The sequence below is a fragment of the Acidaminobacterium chupaoyuni genome (assembly GCF_047936785.1).
In the GTDB taxonomy this organism is placed as follows: Bacteria; Bacillota; Clostridia; order Oscillospirales; family Butyricicoccaceae; genus Acidaminobacterium; species Acidaminobacterium chupaoyuni.
Map to the genome: position 1 here is coordinate 917,194 of NZ_CP176394.1, position 15,988 is coordinate 933,181.

Consider the following 15,988-nt stretch of genomic DNA (forward strand, 5'->3'; position numbering starts at 1 on the left):
CGAACAAAATTTTTAGGGGGAAACAATGCGATGAATAAAATCACGATCGAAGATTTCGCCAGTGTGAAATTCCTTTCCGAACTGACTTATTCGCCCGATGGAAAGCGCGCCGCTTTTGTGGTGTCGCAGGCTCATGTGAAAACAAACAAATACAGCTATCACATCTGGCTTTTGGAAAACGGCAAGACCCGCCGTTTGACAGGCGGCGGCGCCGAGCGCGGCCTTGCCTGGCTGGATAACGAAACAATCGTATTCCCCGGCGACCGCACCGGAAAATATAAGAACAACGAAGGCAAAAAATATACCGTTTTCAATAAGATCAATGTCTGCGGCGGCGAAGCCGAAGAATTTTTTGCCGTGCCGTTCCCTGCGCGCAACCTGATTCCCGTGGGTGAAGAGGAAATGCTGGTCATCGGCACCTATGACCATAACCAGATCAAGATCGACGGCCTCTGCGGCGCAGAGCGCGAAGAAGCGCTGGAAAAGATCGCCGAAGAAAAAGATTATGAAGTGTTTGATGAGCTGCCCTTCTGGTTCAACGGCAAGGGCGTTATCAACAAGCTGCGCAACCGCGTTTATCTTTGCAACCTGAAAACCAGCGAGCAAAAGGCCCTCAGCCCCGAATTCATGGATGTTTCCACGATGAAATATCGCAAAGCCACAGGCGATGTGCTGTTTTTCGGCAGCGAATATCAGTGGATCGACAACAAAAACAGCCGTGTGATCGTTTATAACCTGAAAAACGGCGATCAGCATGAGATGGATCTGTTTGGAAAGCTGCGCGTCAGCGCCGCCGATTTTGTGGGCGACAAGCTGGTGATCGCGGGTTCCACCTGTGAAAAATACGGTTCCAGCGAAAACCCGGTGTTCTATACCGGCGATATCAAAACAGGCAAACTCACGCTGCTGGCCGATCTGGATACCAGCCTGGGTTCTTCTGTGGGCTGCGATTGCCGCTATGGCGGCGGCCGCTCGATGAAAGCCACCGAAGACGCGCTTTATTACAGCGAGACCATCGGTTTCAGCTCTTATATCGTCAAGCTGACCCTGGATGGCAAAACGGCGGTGGTTTCGCCGAAAGTCAGCGGCAGCATCGACGGTTTCGACCTGCATGACGGCAAATTTATTTATGTGGGCATCCGCAACTGCGGCTTGCAGGAAATTTATACCTGCACCGAAAACGGCGAAGAAACGAAGCTCACCGCTTTCAATGATGAATATCTGAACACCCATTCGGTCATCAAGCCGAAATATATGAAATTCACCGATCAAGACGGTGTGGAGATCGACGGCTGGGTCATCGAGCCGCTGGATTTCGACATGGGCAAGACCTACCCCGGCATTTTGAATGTGCATGGCGGCCCCAAGGCCGTTTTCGGCGAGACCTTCTTCCATGAAATGCAGTTCTGGGCCAACGAAGGCTATTTCGTCTTCTATTGCAACCCCCGCGGCGGCGACGGCAGAGGCAACGAATTTGCCGATATCCGCGGCGATCATTACGGTGTTCTGGATTATAACGACCTGATGGAATTCACCGACCGCGTTCTCGAAAAATATCCCCAGATCGATGCCAAGCGCATCGGCATGGCGGGTGGTTCCTATGGCGGCTTTATGGCCAACTGGATCGTGGGCCACACCGACCGTTTTGCGGCCGTGGCTTCCCAGCGCTCGATCTCCAATTACATTTCCAAATGCCTCACCACCGATATCGGTTATTATCATAACCTTTCCGCCATCGATGCCGACCCCTGGACCAGCCACGAAAAGATGTGGGATCATTCCCCGCTGAAATATGCCGATAAAGCCAAGACCCCCACACTGTTCATCCAATCCGATGAAGATTACCGCTGCTGGATGACGGACGCCATCCAGATGCTCACCGCGCTGAGAATGCACGGCGTTCCCACCAGAATGTGCCTGTTCCACGGCGAAAACCACGAGCTTTCCCGCTCGGGCAAACCCAAGCACCGTGTGCGCCGCCTCAAAGAGATCACAGGCTGGTTCGATCAATATATGAAATAAGAAGGGATGGCGCTTTGGTATGGCGACGATCACAACGCGAGAAGTTCTTCCCGGCGATCTGCAGAAATGCCTTCACATCGAGGCCGGCGCCATGCCGGGCGGCAACCTTTATTTAAAGGATGTTATCGATCTGTTTCGCCAGACCAAGGGGGAACTGACCCTTGGTTTGGCAGATGGGCAGAGCGCGGGCATCGGCAAGCTGACGGTGCTGTTTGATGGTTCCGCGTGGCTGGAAACGCTGCGCGTGCATCCCGATTATCAGCGCCGCGGCGTGGCGGCTAAAATTTATGAAAGCTTCCGCCGCCAGTGGGAAGCTTTCGGCTGCCCCGCTGTGCGGATGTATACGGGCGTGAACAATGTGGCAAGCGCCGCATTGGCCGAGAAAAACGGGCTGCACCGCGGCATGGAATATCGCGGCATGAGCCTTTCACTGGCCGGGAAAGCCCCCCGAAATGCCCCGCTTTTGAAACCCGCAGCCGATGGGGAAGAAGCGTGGAACATTTTGAACACGATGGAAAGAAGCTTTGGCGATCATTTAAGCATCAACCACACTTTTTATGCGCCCAACCGCGCCACCTGCGGCGGGTTCGCCAACATGGGCTGGATCTATGGCGATGAAAAGGCTTCGCTGGTGATGGGCGCGCGGTTTCAGCCGCGCAAGGCGCTTTATATTGCCGCCATCGGCGGCGACCGGCAGAAAGCGCTGGATTTTGCCATGGAGGAAGCGCTGCGCCGCGGGGCGGAAAAGCTGACGGCGCATTTCCCCAACACCGATGAACTGACGGAAGCGTTTTATGCCGCAAACGGGTTCACCCGCGATAAATCGGATGATGTGGTGATGGAAACGGCAGAGCTGTGTGAAGCAAGGAAGGCATGACATGAATAAAATTTTAAAGACGGATTTTGCACAATATCGTTTTCTTTCGGGTCTTGAGGCAGAGCCGGATGGCGAGCATGCGGTGATGATTTCGACCATGGCCGATCTGGAAGAGAACCGTTACCGTTCCGATTTGCAGCGGATCGAGCTGAAGACCGGCAAAATCAAGGCGCTGACAAGCTGCGGCGATGCCAAAAGCTTCGCGTTTTATGGCAACGGCGTGATCTTCCCCGCGCTGCGCAGCGAGCAAGACCGCAAAAAAGTCGCCGAAGGCGAACTGCTGACAGTGTTTTATGCGCTGGATTTTGCGGGCGGCGAGGCCACCGAAGCGTTCCGCCTGCCGCTGGCGGGCGCCACCGCCAAACAGATCCGCCGCGGGCTTTATCTGATTTCGGCCGTTCACGATAACGCGCGCCCCGATTTTGAGGCCATGAAAGGCGAAGCGCGCCAAAAAGCATGGGAAGCCTATCGGGAAGAAGCGGATTATCAGGTGGTGGATGAAGCGCCTTTCTGGTTCAACGGCAAAGGCTTCACCAATAAAAAGCGCAACCGCCTGTATCTTTATGACACCGGGAAGAAGAAACTGACCCCGCTGACGGCGCCGATGTTCGATGTGAGGGCCTGCTGCGTTTCACCCTGCGGCGGCTTCATCGCTTATGCCGGCGCGCTGGTGGATAAGCTTCTGGATATGCACAGCGGCATCTGGCTTTATGAGATCGCCACGGGCGAGACCCGATGCCTGTTTGAACCCCGGCAATACAGCAGCGTTTATGCCATGGAATTTTTGGGCGAAAAGATCATGTTCACGGCGGAAGAACATAACGCCGACTGGATGCGTTTCGCAGGCACGAACCTGTATTCCGTCGATTGCAAAACGGCGGAGATCCGCCTGGAGATTCCTGTGGCGGAAACGGAAGATTTCGGCGGCGTGCCCGGCAATGACTGCCGCTATGGCGGCGGGCATAAAATGAAAGCCCACGACGGCGCGCTTTATTACACGGCCGCGGCCGATCACCACAGCATTCTTCGCCGCTGGCAGCCCGGCTGCGCGGCCGAAAAGCTGTATGAAGACGACAGCTTCTCACCGGATTGTTTCGATATCTGCGGGGAACGGCTGTATGCCATCGGCTTTGAAAACCAGGATCTGGCGGAAGTTTTCCGGCTGGAACTGAAAGACGGCAAGAGAAAGCGCCTGACTTCCTGCAACCGGGCCGCGCTGAAAAACAAATATGTGGCCGCCCCCGAAAAGCTGACCTTCACCAACCGCGAAGGCAATGTGATCGAGGGCTGGGTGCTCAAACCGATAGATTACGATCCGGGCAAGAACTATCCCGCCGCGCTGGATATCCACGGCGGCCCCCGCGCCATTTTTGGCACCTGCTTCTTCCATCAGATGCAGATGATGGCTTCCGACGGCGTTTTCGTGATGTATTGCAACCCCACCGGTTCCGGCGGGCGCGGCGATCGGTTCGCCGATATTTCGGGCCGCTATGGCACGGTGGATTATGATGACCTGATGCAGTTCACCGATGAAGTGCTGAAAAAATATCCCGCCATCGATGAAAAACGGCTGGCGGTGCTGGGCGGTTCCTATGGCGGGTTCATGACGAACTGGATCATCGGCAAGACCCACCGCTTTGCGGCGGCGGCTTCGCAGCGTTCCATCGCCAGCTGGATCACCTTGTTCGGCACCTGCGATATCGGGCTGAGCTTCGATCTGCGCGAAGTGCAGGCGACGCCTTTCACCGATATGTATAAAATGTGGGATCAATCGCCCATGAAATTCGCAAACAACGCCAAGACCCCCACTTTGTTCATCAATTCGATGGAAGATTATCGCTGCTGGCTGCCGGAAGGCATTTCCATGTATGCGGCGCTGCAGCTGCACGGCGTGCCTTCGAGGATGTGCTTATTCAAGGGCGAAAATCACGAGCTTTCGCGCTCGGGCAAACCGCTTCATCGCGTGCGCAGATTGACTGAAATTACAAACTGGCTGTATCAATATATCCAAAAATAACAGAATGTATTGAAAATTGTCGGTTTATGGCGGGCTTCTCCGTCGGGAAAACCGCAAAAAAGCGCGGGCTTGAGAAACTCTTGACAGCGGGCGGGCAATTTGTATATAATAGCAAAGCACGATAACTGAATACCCGCATGGGGGAGTAGTTTGCGCGGTGTCTGCCGCGTGACAAGTCAACACAATGGTTCTCAAAAGAACCTGGCTTGCCTTAATGAACAAGACTCATGCACAGCCGAAGCTTTGGCTGTGCAGGGGTCTTTTTTTGTCGGCAGCGCATGAAGGAGGAAAAGAAAATGGGAACATGGACCCTGATCATTCTGGCCCTGGGCCTTGCGATGGATGCCACGGCGGTTTCGATTTCAAACGGCATCTGCTATGGCGGGGCGGGCAAAAAACAAATGGTGACTTATGGCTTTTTATTCGGGTTTTTCCAGATGGCGATGCCGGTGATCGGCTATTTTGCGGGGAAGACCTTCAGCCACCAGATCTCATCGCTGGATCACTGGGTGGCGCTGATCCTTTTGGGCTTTTTGGGCGGCAAGATGGTGGTGGAAGCCATCAAAGAGATCCGGTGCCCCGAAGCGGCCCATTGCGAGCGGGAACTGACTATGAAGGTGATGCTCGTTCAGGCTGTGGCCACCAGCATCGATGCGCTGGCGGTGGGCATCAGCTTCGCGCTGATGCAGGTGAATATTTTGGTGGCTGCCACGGCCATCGGGGTCATCACATTTCTTTGCAGCTTTGCGGGCTCTCTGCTGGGCCGAAAATTCGGCATCATGCTCAAATCCCGCGCCGAAATTTTCGGCGGGCTGATTTTGCTGGCCATCGGGCTGAAAATTTTTATCGAACACATGATGGGCTGATCGCGAAACAGCGCCGCAAAACCATTTGGTTTTGCGGCGCTGTTATTTTTTCAGAACATCCCTTCGGGAAAAGCCGAAAAAGAAAAAACACTGCGTTTTTGCGGGCGGGAAGGCATCTGCCAAAAGCCGCGGCAAAATATGTTGCAAGTTGCATCATTGATTTTCACCCTCATATTGTTATATAGTTAAACTGTTGGAAAAATCAATGAAACAGGGAGGAAGCATCATGGGATATCAGCAAGAACTTGCAAAAAAGATCGAAGCGAAACAACAGGAATATTTTGAGATCAGCGATCAGATCTGGGGGTTTGCGGAATCTCGCTTTCGCGAAGTGAAATCTTATCGGCTGCAAGCGGAATATATGAAAAAGCAAGGTTTCCGCGTGGTGGAAGGCATCGCGGGGGAAGACACGGCCTTTACGGCGGAATTCGGCAGCGGAAAGCCTGTCATTGCACTGCTGGGCGAATATGACGCGCTTTCGGGCCTTTCGCAGGAAGCGGATGTGGCGGAACATGCCCCCGTTTGCGAAGGCGGGGATGGCCATGGCTGCGGTCATAACCTGCTGGGCACAGCCGCGCTGGCCGCCACCGTGGCGCTGAAAGAATATATGCAAGAGCACAAGCTGCCCGGCACGATTCGTTATTACGGATGCCCCGCGGAAGAGAACGCGGGCGGCAAAGCTTTTCTGGTGCGCGACGGCGCGTTCAAAGATTGCGATATTGCGCTGACCTGGCACCCCGGCTGGATGAACAAAGTGACCGCCAGCGGCAGCTTGGCGAATTTCCGCGTGTTTTACACCTTCCACGGCAAATCGGCCCATGCCGCCGGCAGCCCGCATCTGGGCCGCAGCGCGCTGGATGGCGTTGAGATCATGGATGTGGGCGTCAACTATATGCGCGAGCATATGATCGATGAAGCACGCATCCACTATGCCATCATCAATTCGGGCGGAACCGCCCCCAATGTGGTGCAATCGGAAGCACAGGTGCTTTATGCCATTCGCGCGCCGAAGGTCACCCAGGTGAAAGAGCTGTATGAGCGCGTTTGTGATGTGGCCCGCGGCGCGGCGCTCATCACGGGAACCACGGTGGATATCCGCCAGGTGGCGGCTTATTCCGATTACCGCGCAAACGAAGTCATCAGCGAAAAAATCGGGGAACATATGGAAGAATTTCTGCCGGTGGGCTATACCGAAGAAGAGATCGCCTACGCCAGAAAATTCCAAGAGGTCATTACGGATCTGGATAAGCTGAATTTGAAAGAGTTCGCCAAAAAAGTGGCGGGCAAAGAAAGCGCCAAGCTGCTGGAACAGCCGCTTTATGATTTTCTTATCACCAAAGAACCGGGCGGCGGCAAAGGTTCCACCGATGTGGGCGATGTGAGCTGGGTGGTGCCCACAGGCCAGTTCAGCGCCGTGACATGGGCGGCGGGCACCCCGGGGCATGCCTGGCAGGTGGTCGCCCAGGGCAAGGGCCCGGTTGCCCATAAAGGCGTTTTGCTGGCGGCCAAGGTCATCGCCGCCACGGCTTATGACTTTTTGACAGACCCGAAACTGGTGGAAGAAGCGCGCAAGGCATGGCTGGAAGATTTGGATGGCGAAAGCTACCCCAACGCGCTGCCCGCCGATGCCAAACCTGAACTTTGGTAAAAAATCGGAAAATCAGATGAAAAACAGGGGGCTTGCCCATGCGGCGCGGCTGTTTGAGGCAGGTTTCCTCCTTGTTGAACGGCAAAAAGAAAGGAAACAGCATGATGAAAAAAATTGCATGGATCGGAACCGGCGTGATGGGTTCTCAGCAGGCGGGCCATCTGGCGAAGGCCGGATATTCCGTCAGCGCTTACACCCACCGCTATGAAAAGCTGCTGGAACTGGAGAAAGAATTTCATTTGATCCCCTGCAAGACCATTGCCGAAGCCGTGAAAGATGCGGATGTGATCTTTGTGATGGTGGGTTATCCCTATGATGTGGAAGAGGTGTTCACCTCTGCCGGCGGCATTTTTGAAAGCGCAAAAAGCGGCGCGCTGGCCATCGATATGACCACTTCTTCGCCTTCTTTGGCGCAAAAATTATATGAAGAAGGGAAAAAACGCGGCGTTCGCGTGATGGATGCCCCCGTTTCGGGCGGCGACAGCGGCGCGCGCAACGGAACGCTTTCCATCATGGTGGGCGGCGACCCGGCCGATTTCGAAGAAGCCCTGCCGTTGTTTGAATGCATGGGCAAAAACATCATCCTGATGGGCCCCGCGGGCGCCGGTCAGCATACCAAGGCCGCGAACCAAATCGCGGTGGCGGGCGCAACGGCCGCTTATACCGAAGCGCTGGTCTATGCCGAAAAAGTGGGCCTTGACCCCCAGAGAATGCTGGAAGCCATCGGCGCAGGCGCCGCGGGCAGCTGGCAGCTGAGCAATATGGCGCCCCGCGTTTTGAAGGGCGATCTGGCGCCGGGCTTCTTTGTGAAACATTTTATCAAAGACATGAAGATCATCAAGGAAGAAAGTGAAAAGCGCGGCGTAGAGCTGGAAATGCTCAACACGGTGCTGGGCCTTTATGAAGAAATGAGCAAAATGGGGCTGGATAACGACGGAACCCAGGCGCTGATCAAATATTATCAGAAATAAAAAACGGCAAAAGAAAAACCAAAAAGCCCTGCAGCTTCTGCATCGGGCAAAAGAAAAGCAGACACCCGCATTTTCGCGGGCGTCTGCTTTTTGATTATTCGGCTGTCTGGGTTTTTGATGGTTCGGCATGATCCGAAAAATGCCGTGTCCGCCGCCGGGATTCTTCGCCGCTGTTGAAGATCGTTTGCCCCGGTTCCAGCGAATGCGTCAGCCACACGCTGCCGCCGATGACACAATCATCGCCCACATGGGTTTCGCCGCCCAGAATGGTGGCCCCCGCATAGATCACCACCCGATTGCCGATATCGGGGTGGCGCTTGATGCCTTTCACGGGGTTGCCGTTTTCATCCAGCGCAAAACTCCGCGCCCCCAGCGTCACGCCCTGATAAAGCTTTACATGCTCGCCGATGGTGCAGGTTTCGCCGATCACCACGCCGGTGCCGTGGTCAATGAAAAAATATTGCCCGATATCCGCGCCGGGGTGGATATCGATGCCGGTGATGCTGTGGGCATATTCCGTCATCATCCGGGGAATCAGCGGCACCCCCAGCTGATAGAGCCGATGGGCCGGGCGATAGATGCTGATGGCTTCAAAAGCCGGATAAGAGAGCAGGATCTCGCGCTCGGATCTGGCGGCGGGGTCGCCCTCATAAGCCGCGCGGACATCCGTATCCAGCACGGCCAGAAGATCAGGCAGGCTTTTGAAAAACGCCAATGCGGCCGCATCCGCCTCGGCTTCCGGCAGCACCTGCCGGAGCATCCGTTCCAGTTCCCGCGCCGCCAGACGCAGACATTCCCGGGCGATTTTTCGGCTGTCGGATCCTGTTTGATCGGCAAACACGCCGGGATACAGCGCGCGCTGCAGCAGCCGCGTCAGGCGCACGATGCGCCGCTTCAGCCCCGGCAGAGCAGAGGGCTGCACATATAATTTTCGTTTCGGATCGGCCACGCGCTCTGCCGCCGCGTTCAGCGCCGCCGTTAATTCGTCTCCCATGGCTTAATCCATAAGCAGCGCGGTGGAAAGATAGCGCTCGCCGGTATCCGGCAGCAGCGCCACGATCACCTTGCCTGCGTTTTCCGGCCGGGATGCCAGCGCCTGCGCCGCCCAAACCGCCGCGCCGGAAGAAATTCCCGCCAGCACGCCCTCCAGTTTCCCGATTTCACGCCCTGCCGCCAATGCGTCTTCGTTCCGCACCCGAATGATCTCGTCATAGACCTTCGTGTTCAGCACATCGGGCACAAAGCCCGCGCCGATGCGGATGGCGGGGCTCTGCGCTTTCAGATATTCACCCACGCCGGTGATCGTGCCGCCTGTGCCCACGCCCGCCACGAAAATATCCACTTTTCCGTCGGTATCGCGCCAGATTTCGGGGCCGGTGGAAGCGCGGTGCGCCGCAGGGTTGGCGGGGTTCACAAACTGGCCGGGAAGAAAGCCGCCCGGCGTTTGATCCGCCAGTTCCTGCGCTTTGGCGATGGCGCCTTGCATCCCCTTGGCGCCCTCGGTGAGGACCACCTCCGCGCCGTAACCTTTCATCAGCTTCCGGCGTTCCACAGACATGGTTTCGGGCATGGTGACGATCATGCGATAGCCACGGGCGGCGGCCACGGCGGCAAGACCGATGCCTGTGTTGCCGCTGGTGGGTTCGATGATGACGGAACCGGGCTTCAGCAGCCCTCTGGCTTCTGCATCGTCTATCATGGCCCGCGCCACCCGATCTTTCACGCTGCCGCCGGGGTTGAAGGATTCGAGCTTCGCCAGAATCGTGGCGTTCAGCTGATGGAATTTTTCAAAATTGCAAAGCTCCAGCAGCGGCGTGTTGCCGATGAGCTGGTCAATGGAAGTATAGATGTTAGACATGAATTCGTCTCCTTTATTCTTTTTAAAATAAAAAATTTTTGCCGGGGCTGTTGTGAGATGCAACATCGACAGGTTTCCGAAAAACGAAAGCCCGCTTTCGGCAGCACCGTGAAACGACGATCCATATCCGTTCCTCCATTCTGAATTAGTTGAAATGCAGTCTAGCATATTTACCAACCTATGTCAATCGAAAGTGAAAAGTGCAAGGAAAAAACAGGCAGCCGAAAAAGCGCGGGTGCCATGTTGAAAAGTCTGGGGATTCCCTGAAAGGCCGGGTTCACAGGGGCTGACAGGGTAAAACGTTTTTGAAAAAGAGCATGAGCATACGCTTTCTTCCAATAAACTGCCCTTCCGAAAGTCAATGGCGCGCTTTTATACATGGCTGCAATATTTAACGGCTTATAAAAAACTCCCGCCTGCTTTACGCAGACGGGAGTTTAGCCGGTTGATAGGCACCTGCAAAACGCACGGGCGCCCGCTTTTCTCGCGAATTCACAAGCTGAAAGCTTGCTTTTTATCAGAGGGATCAAGCGGTTAGGCGATGACGATGGCCAGCATTTTGGCGGGGGCATCGGAATCGTTGCGCACGGCGTGGGTATCGCCGTTGGCGGTGAACATCACATCGCCGGGATGAAACACCGTTTCTTTGCCGTTATCCCAAACGCGCAGCTCGCCTTCCAGCATATAATAAATTTCGGCGTCGGGCTGGTGGGCGTGTTCACCGATGGAACATCCGGGCTCGACCGTCATAATGGCGCAGAGATTTGCCTTGCCCGAAAGGTCGCAGGGGCGCAGCAGTTCATAGGCATCGATCACGCCTTCGCCGCCGCGAAGGTTCGGTTTTTTTACAGAGGTCATCTCATCTTTTCTGCGAAGCATAAAAACATCCCTTTCCGCAATAACATAGTGTAGGTGGCTGACGATCAGCCCGGCTCATTTGGGCGGGCCGATCAAACAAAAGAACCATGATGCAGTTATTATATCGGATAGGGCGGCGGATTACAATGATTTTGCGCGATTGCCAAAGGAAAAAATCGGGTGTATAATGGAAAAACAGGTTTCAAAAAATAAATAAGTTTCGAAGCGAAACATAAAAAGGAGAAGGAACAATGATTGCAATCAAAGGCGGCAAGGTCGTTTTGGTCGATGGCTCCATTTTGGAAAACGGAACCGTTTTGGTGGAAGGCGGAAAGATCCGCGCCGTGGGCCCCAATGTTGAGATCCCCGAAGATGCCGAGATCATCAATGCCAAAGGCAAATATGTGACCCCGGGCCTCATTGATGCCCATACCCACATTTCGACCTTCAACGAACCCAACTGGCATCGCACCCGCAACGACGGCAATGAAATGAGCGGCCCCATCCAGGCTTATCTGCGGGGCATCGACGCGCTGAATCCTTTTGATTTTGCCATGAAAGAAGTGCGTGAAGCGGGCTTCACCACTTGCTATACAGGCCCCGGTTCGGGCAATCTGATCGGCGGAACCGGCGTGGCATTCAAGCTGCGCGGCAAAGTGGCCGATGAAATGGTCATCCCCGGCACAGAAGCCATGAAAATGGCGCTGGGCGAAAACCCCAAAACCAATTATGGCCCCCGCGACAAATCACCCATGACCCGCATGGGCAACGCCGGCGTGTGGCGCGAAACTTTGGCCAACGCCAAAAATTATTCCGACCGTCTGCTGCAGGTGGGCGACGACCGCACCAAGATCGGCAAATATGATTTCATGCTGGAAGCGCTTGTTCCGGTGGTGCGCGGCGAGATGAAGGCCAGAATCCACTGCCACCGCGCGGATGATATCTGCACAGCCATTCGCGTCGCCGAGGAATTCGGTTTGGATTATACACTGGAACACGCCACGGAAGGCCACCTGATCGCCGAATATCTGGGCAGCAAAAAGGCCAGATGCGTGGTGGGGCCTCTGTTGATGCCGCCGGCAAAAATGGAACTGTGGAACGCGATCCCCGAAAACGCTCAGACCCTCATCGACGCAGGCTGCATGGTATGCCTGACGGCCGATACTTCTTCTGAAACCAAGTGGCTGCCCCGTGATGTGGGCGTTTGCATGGCCCATGGCCTGAAAGAGGCGGATGCTTTCAAGGGCGTGACCATCAACCCCGCAAAGCTGCTGGGCATCGATGCCATCGTCGGTTCGCTGGAACCGGGCAAGGATGCAGATGTCGCCATGTTCGACGGTCACCCCTTCAGCAATATGACACGCTGCGTGATGACGATGATCGAGGGCGAAATCGTTTACCGCGCTTCTCATAAAAAATAAAGCAAAACTGCAATAAAAAATCGGGGGCAGAGAGCGATTCTCTGCCCCCGATTTTTATGCAAAAAGTTTTGGGTAAGACAAAGACAAAAAACTGCAAAAAAAGGCAAAATCACGAAAAAAACAAGGGAAAACCACGAAAAACACAGACTGCTTTTGGAAGTTCACACAATTTACTTTATAAGCTTAACCTTTTATAATAGATGGGGAATGATGTAAGATCGAGATGGAGGCGACACATGGAAAACACAAAACAAATGCCGCTGCTGCGGGTTTATCTGGTTTGCATCGGCGGAATGGTGATCGGTTCGTTTATTTCGCCGCTGATCAAGCTTTTGATCAATTTGGGGGTGGATTCCACCGTGATCACCTTTTATCGCATGTTGTTTGTTTCGCTTCTGGTGGTTCCGGTGCTGTTTTCTAAAAAAGAAAACCGCCAAAAGGTCTTTTCCATGTCGAAAAAAACATTTCTGCTGCTGGTGGGTTATTCCATCACCAAAACAGTGGGCATGCTTTCCTGGGCGGAAGCCATCAATCAGGGCGCGTCGGCGTTTATCGTCAACACGCTGGGCAACATCCAAACCGTGTTTGTGGTGGTCTTCGCCTGGTTCTTTTTAAAAGAGAAAATATCGAAAAAATCGATGCTGGGCATTGCCGTTTGTCTGGTGGGCGTGGGCGTTATCGGCCTTGACAATATGGGCGCCGGCAGCACCAGCGGCCTTGCGATCATCATTATTTTGGTTTCTGCGCTGTTCAACGCGGGCAACACGGTGTTTGGCCGCGCGGTGAGAAAAGGGCTGGATCTTTTGCCGCTTTTGGGCGTGGATTACATGCTTTGCACCATTTTCAACGGGGCTTACTGCGTTTTTAACGGTTCCGATTTCGGCCTGTCGTGGAAAGCGATTCTTTATCTGCTTCTGCTCAGCTGGTTTTGCACCCTGCTGTGCCATTCGGTGCCCATTTGGGCGCTGCGCTATGTGCGCCCGGCCTCGGTTTCGGTCATCAACCTTGCGGGGCCTTTTGTAACGGCGGCTACAGGCTTTTTGATTTTGAACGAAGTGCCCAACAAAATGATGTATCTGGGCGCCGCGATCATGGCATGCGGCTTGGGATATTATGTGACACAGGAACAAAAAGAGGCGCTGGCCGCGAAGGAAGAGTAGGAGAAAAAGATGGAACAAAACAGCAAAAAGAGGATGTTTTTATTCTTTGTGGTGATGTGCGTGCTGAATATGGCGGCGAACTTCGCCCACCCCGTGACCCCCACTTTCATTGTGGAATATCATTTGAAAGCTTATATGTTCGGTGTGGCTTTGGCGGCCATGCAGATCGCGAACTTTTTATTTTCACCCTTCTGGGGCAAGCTGAACGGATATATTTCCAGCCGCACTTCCATGCTGATCGGCTGCACAGGCTATGCCATCGGCCAGGCCATGTTCGGGCTGGCGCGAACAGAAATGATGGTGGTGATCGCCCGCGGTTTTTCGGGCATTTTCATTGGCGCCACTTTTGTGAGCTTTTTGACTTATATCGTCAACTGTTCGCCGGAACAGGAAAGAGGCCGCAATTTGATGATCCAAGCCACCATCGGCAGCGTTTGCAGCGCCTTTGGGTTCATGATCGGCGGGTTTTTAGGCGAAATTTCCATTGGAACCGCTTTCGCCGCCCAATCGATTTTGCTTTTTCTTTGCGGCATCGCCTTTTATTTCGTCTGTGAAAAAGACACCCAGATGGATATTCACCAAATCACGACCAGGCAGCTGGTGAAAGAGGCCAATCCCTTCGCCGCTTTTGCCGACAGCCGCAAATTCATGACGGTGATGTTCGCCATTTTATTCTCGGTGACGGCGCTGCAAAATTTGGGTTACACCGCCTACGATCAATGCTTCAATTATTTTATCAAAGATCAGCTGGGCTTCACTTCGGCTTATAACGGCGTGATCAAAGGCGTGATCGGCTTTATCTCGCTGGCGGCCAATTCCACCATCTGCTTATGGATCATCAAGCGCACCAATGTGAAAAAATCGACGGCATATGTGCTGGGCGCCTGCACCTTTACCACTTTAGCCGTGGTGTTTGTGGATGCGGTCACGCCGTTTTTGATCATCAATATCGTCTATTATGCGTTTAATGCGGTGGCGATCCCGCTGCTGCAGGCGCTGGTGGCCGAAAAAGCGCAGGGAAAAGAAAGCAATGTGATCATGGGCTTTTATAATGCCACCAAATCGCTGGGCGGTATCATCGGTTCACTGGTGGCGGGGCTGATCTATGCCAAAGGCGCAAAATATTCGTTCATTTTTGCCGCTGTGGTGTTCGTAATCGCCACTTGCTGCTCGGCGCTGTATTACAAAAAAGAAAAAAGAGAAAAGACAGTGACAAGCAAATAGAGAAAGGCGCCGAAATTTTCGGCGCTTTTACTTTTTATGAGCCATAAAAATGCCGCAAAATTTAGAATTGATAGGGCATGAAAAAAGAAAAAATAACTTGGAAAATGTAACCGAAAAAGTAACTCTGAACCGTTATACTGAAAGCACAATAAAGAGTAAAACGATTGAGGGTGAATGATATGAAAAAAAAGACGCGTCGCTTCCAGAAAATATTCTCGATGTTCCTGGTTTTCAGTATGTTGGTGACCGTTGGCCCCACAGCTTTTGCAAAAAAGAATACAGATGTGGATTTTACGAAGATTTTCAATTCGTCCAACAGCAATAAAGCACCTTTTGATAAATTGGATATTGTAGTGACCATCGGCAAAAACGATTATCGCTTCAGCGCAAAAGGCAGCGGACAATGGGAATCCATCGATGAAGTGCCTGAATTAAATCTGACGGGCGGATCCATCGATATCGTTATCACGGATGAAAATGGCGTAGTATATCATGCAGCGCTGGCGAGCCACAAAGCTTCGAATGATAACGGCAATAACAACAACGCGACAGAAGGCACAGACAGCTATGAATTTCGAAACATTGTAACGCCTACGCCTGATCCTGATCCTGATCCCGACCCTGATCCTGATCCTGATCCTGATCCTGATCCCGACCCTGATCCCGATCCTACTCCGACTCCGACACCTGATCCCGATCCGACTCCGACTCCGACACCTGATCCAGATCCGACTCCGACTCCGACACCTGATCCAGATCCGACTCCGGAAGAAGAAGTTATCCCCAATGAGGATGTTCCTTTAGTCAAACCGGAAGTCCCCGAGATCATTCCCGAGAACCCGATTCCCGAAGCTGTTGTGCCCACAACCCCTGCAAAAGAAACACCGGCACAGAGCGAAGATATTACAGATGAAAAGGTTCCTCTGGAAGGCCTGCCTCACACAGGCGGCGGCGCGGGCGCCATGTTGGCCATCAGCGTTTTGGCCGCAGCGGGAAGCGTTGCATTGCGGAAAAAGGATGACGAAGCAAAATAAAACAATAAAATAGAACAGCATCAATCCAATCA

Annotated in this window: 13 protein-coding genes; 10 read left to right on the top strand and 3 right to left on the bottom strand. The window is 53.7% G+C overall.

What is annotated here, in order from left to right; genetic code table 11:
* The first annotated feature begins 30 nt into the window (after positions 1-30).
* From ACJA3I_RS04360 to ACJA3I_RS04385, 6 genes are all read left to right on the top strand, one after another.
* The gene (locus ACJA3I_RS04360) at positions 31-2,022 is read left to right on the top strand and encodes an alpha/beta hydrolase family protein (protein ID WP_458863552.1); all 1,992 of its coding nucleotides are present in this window, start codon (positions 31-33) and stop codon (positions 2,020-2,022) included.
* Between the two features lie 19 nt (positions 2,023-2,041).
* On the top strand, positions 2,042-2,899 hold the full coding sequence (locus ACJA3I_RS04365; RefSeq protein ID WP_458863553.1) for a GNAT family N-acetyltransferase: 858 nt from the start codon (positions 2,042-2,044) through the stop codon (positions 2,897-2,899).
* 1 nt (position 2,900) lies between these two features.
* Positions 2,901-4,916, top strand: coding sequence for an alpha/beta hydrolase family protein (locus ACJA3I_RS04370; protein ID WP_458863554.1), 2,016 nt, complete (start codon positions 2,901-2,903; stop codon positions 4,914-4,916).
* A 296-nt stretch (positions 4,917-5,212) separates the two neighbouring features.
* On the top strand, positions 5,213-5,782 hold the full coding sequence (locus tag ACJA3I_RS04375) for a manganese efflux pump MntP (RefSeq protein ID WP_458863555.1): 570 nt from the start codon (positions 5,213-5,215) through the stop codon (positions 5,780-5,782).
* A gap of 226 nt (positions 5,783-6,008) precedes the next feature.
* Positions 6,009-7,430: a M20 family metallopeptidase gene (locus ACJA3I_RS04380; RefSeq protein ID WP_458863556.1), complete on the top strand. Its 1,422-nt coding sequence runs from the start codon at positions 6,009-6,011 to the stop codon at positions 7,428-7,430.
* Positions 7,431-7,534: 104 nt separating this feature from the next.
* Entirely contained in the window at positions 7,535-8,401 is an 867-nt protein-coding gene (locus ACJA3I_RS04385) for an NAD(P)-dependent oxidoreductase (protein WP_458863821.1), read from the top strand.
* Between the two features lie 94 nt (positions 8,402-8,495).
* Here the strand turns inward: ACJA3I_RS04385 and ACJA3I_RS04390 are convergent, their stop codons facing one another.
* The 3 genes from ACJA3I_RS04390 to ACJA3I_RS04400 all read right to left on the bottom strand — a co-directional run bounded on the left by ACJA3I_RS04390 (position 8,496) and on the right by ACJA3I_RS04400 (position 11,138).
* Entirely contained in the window at positions 8,496-9,395 is a 900-nt protein-coding gene (locus tag ACJA3I_RS04390; RefSeq protein WP_458863557.1) for a serine O-acetyltransferase, read from the bottom strand.
* Between the two features lie 3 nt (positions 9,396-9,398).
* A complete protein-coding gene (locus ACJA3I_RS04395; RefSeq protein WP_458863558.1) occupies positions 9,399-10,259 on the bottom strand; it encodes a PLP-dependent cysteine synthase family protein in 861 nt (286 codons plus the stop codon).
* A gap of 534 nt (positions 10,260-10,793) precedes the next feature.
* A complete protein-coding gene (locus ACJA3I_RS04400) occupies positions 10,794-11,138 on the bottom strand; it encodes a cupin domain-containing protein (RefSeq protein WP_458863559.1) in 345 nt (114 codons plus the stop codon).
* A gap of 230 nt (positions 11,139-11,368) precedes the next feature.
* Here ACJA3I_RS04400 and ACJA3I_RS04405 point away from each other — a divergent pair, with 230 nt between their 5' ends.
* From ACJA3I_RS04405 to ACJA3I_RS04420, 4 genes are all read left to right on the top strand, one after another.
* Positions 11,369-12,538, top strand: a complete 1,170-nt coding sequence (locus ACJA3I_RS04405; protein ID WP_458863560.1) for an amidohydrolase — start codon at positions 11,369-11,371, stop codon at positions 12,536-12,538.
* Positions 12,539-12,774: 236 nt separating this feature from the next.
* The gene (locus tag ACJA3I_RS04410; protein WP_458863561.1) at positions 12,775-13,698 is read left to right on the top strand and encodes a DMT family transporter; all 924 of its coding nucleotides are present in this window, start codon (positions 12,775-12,777) and stop codon (positions 13,696-13,698) included.
* A gap of 9 nt (positions 13,699-13,707) precedes the next feature.
* On the top strand, positions 13,708-14,922 hold the full coding sequence (locus tag ACJA3I_RS04415; RefSeq protein ID WP_458863562.1) for an MFS transporter: 1,215 nt from the start codon (positions 13,708-13,710) through the stop codon (positions 14,920-14,922).
* Positions 14,923-15,101: 179 nt separating this feature from the next.
* A complete protein-coding gene (locus ACJA3I_RS04420; RefSeq protein ID WP_458863563.1) occupies positions 15,102-15,956 on the top strand; it encodes a hypothetical protein in 855 nt (284 codons plus the stop codon).
* Positions 15,957-15,988: the final 32 nt, after the last annotated feature.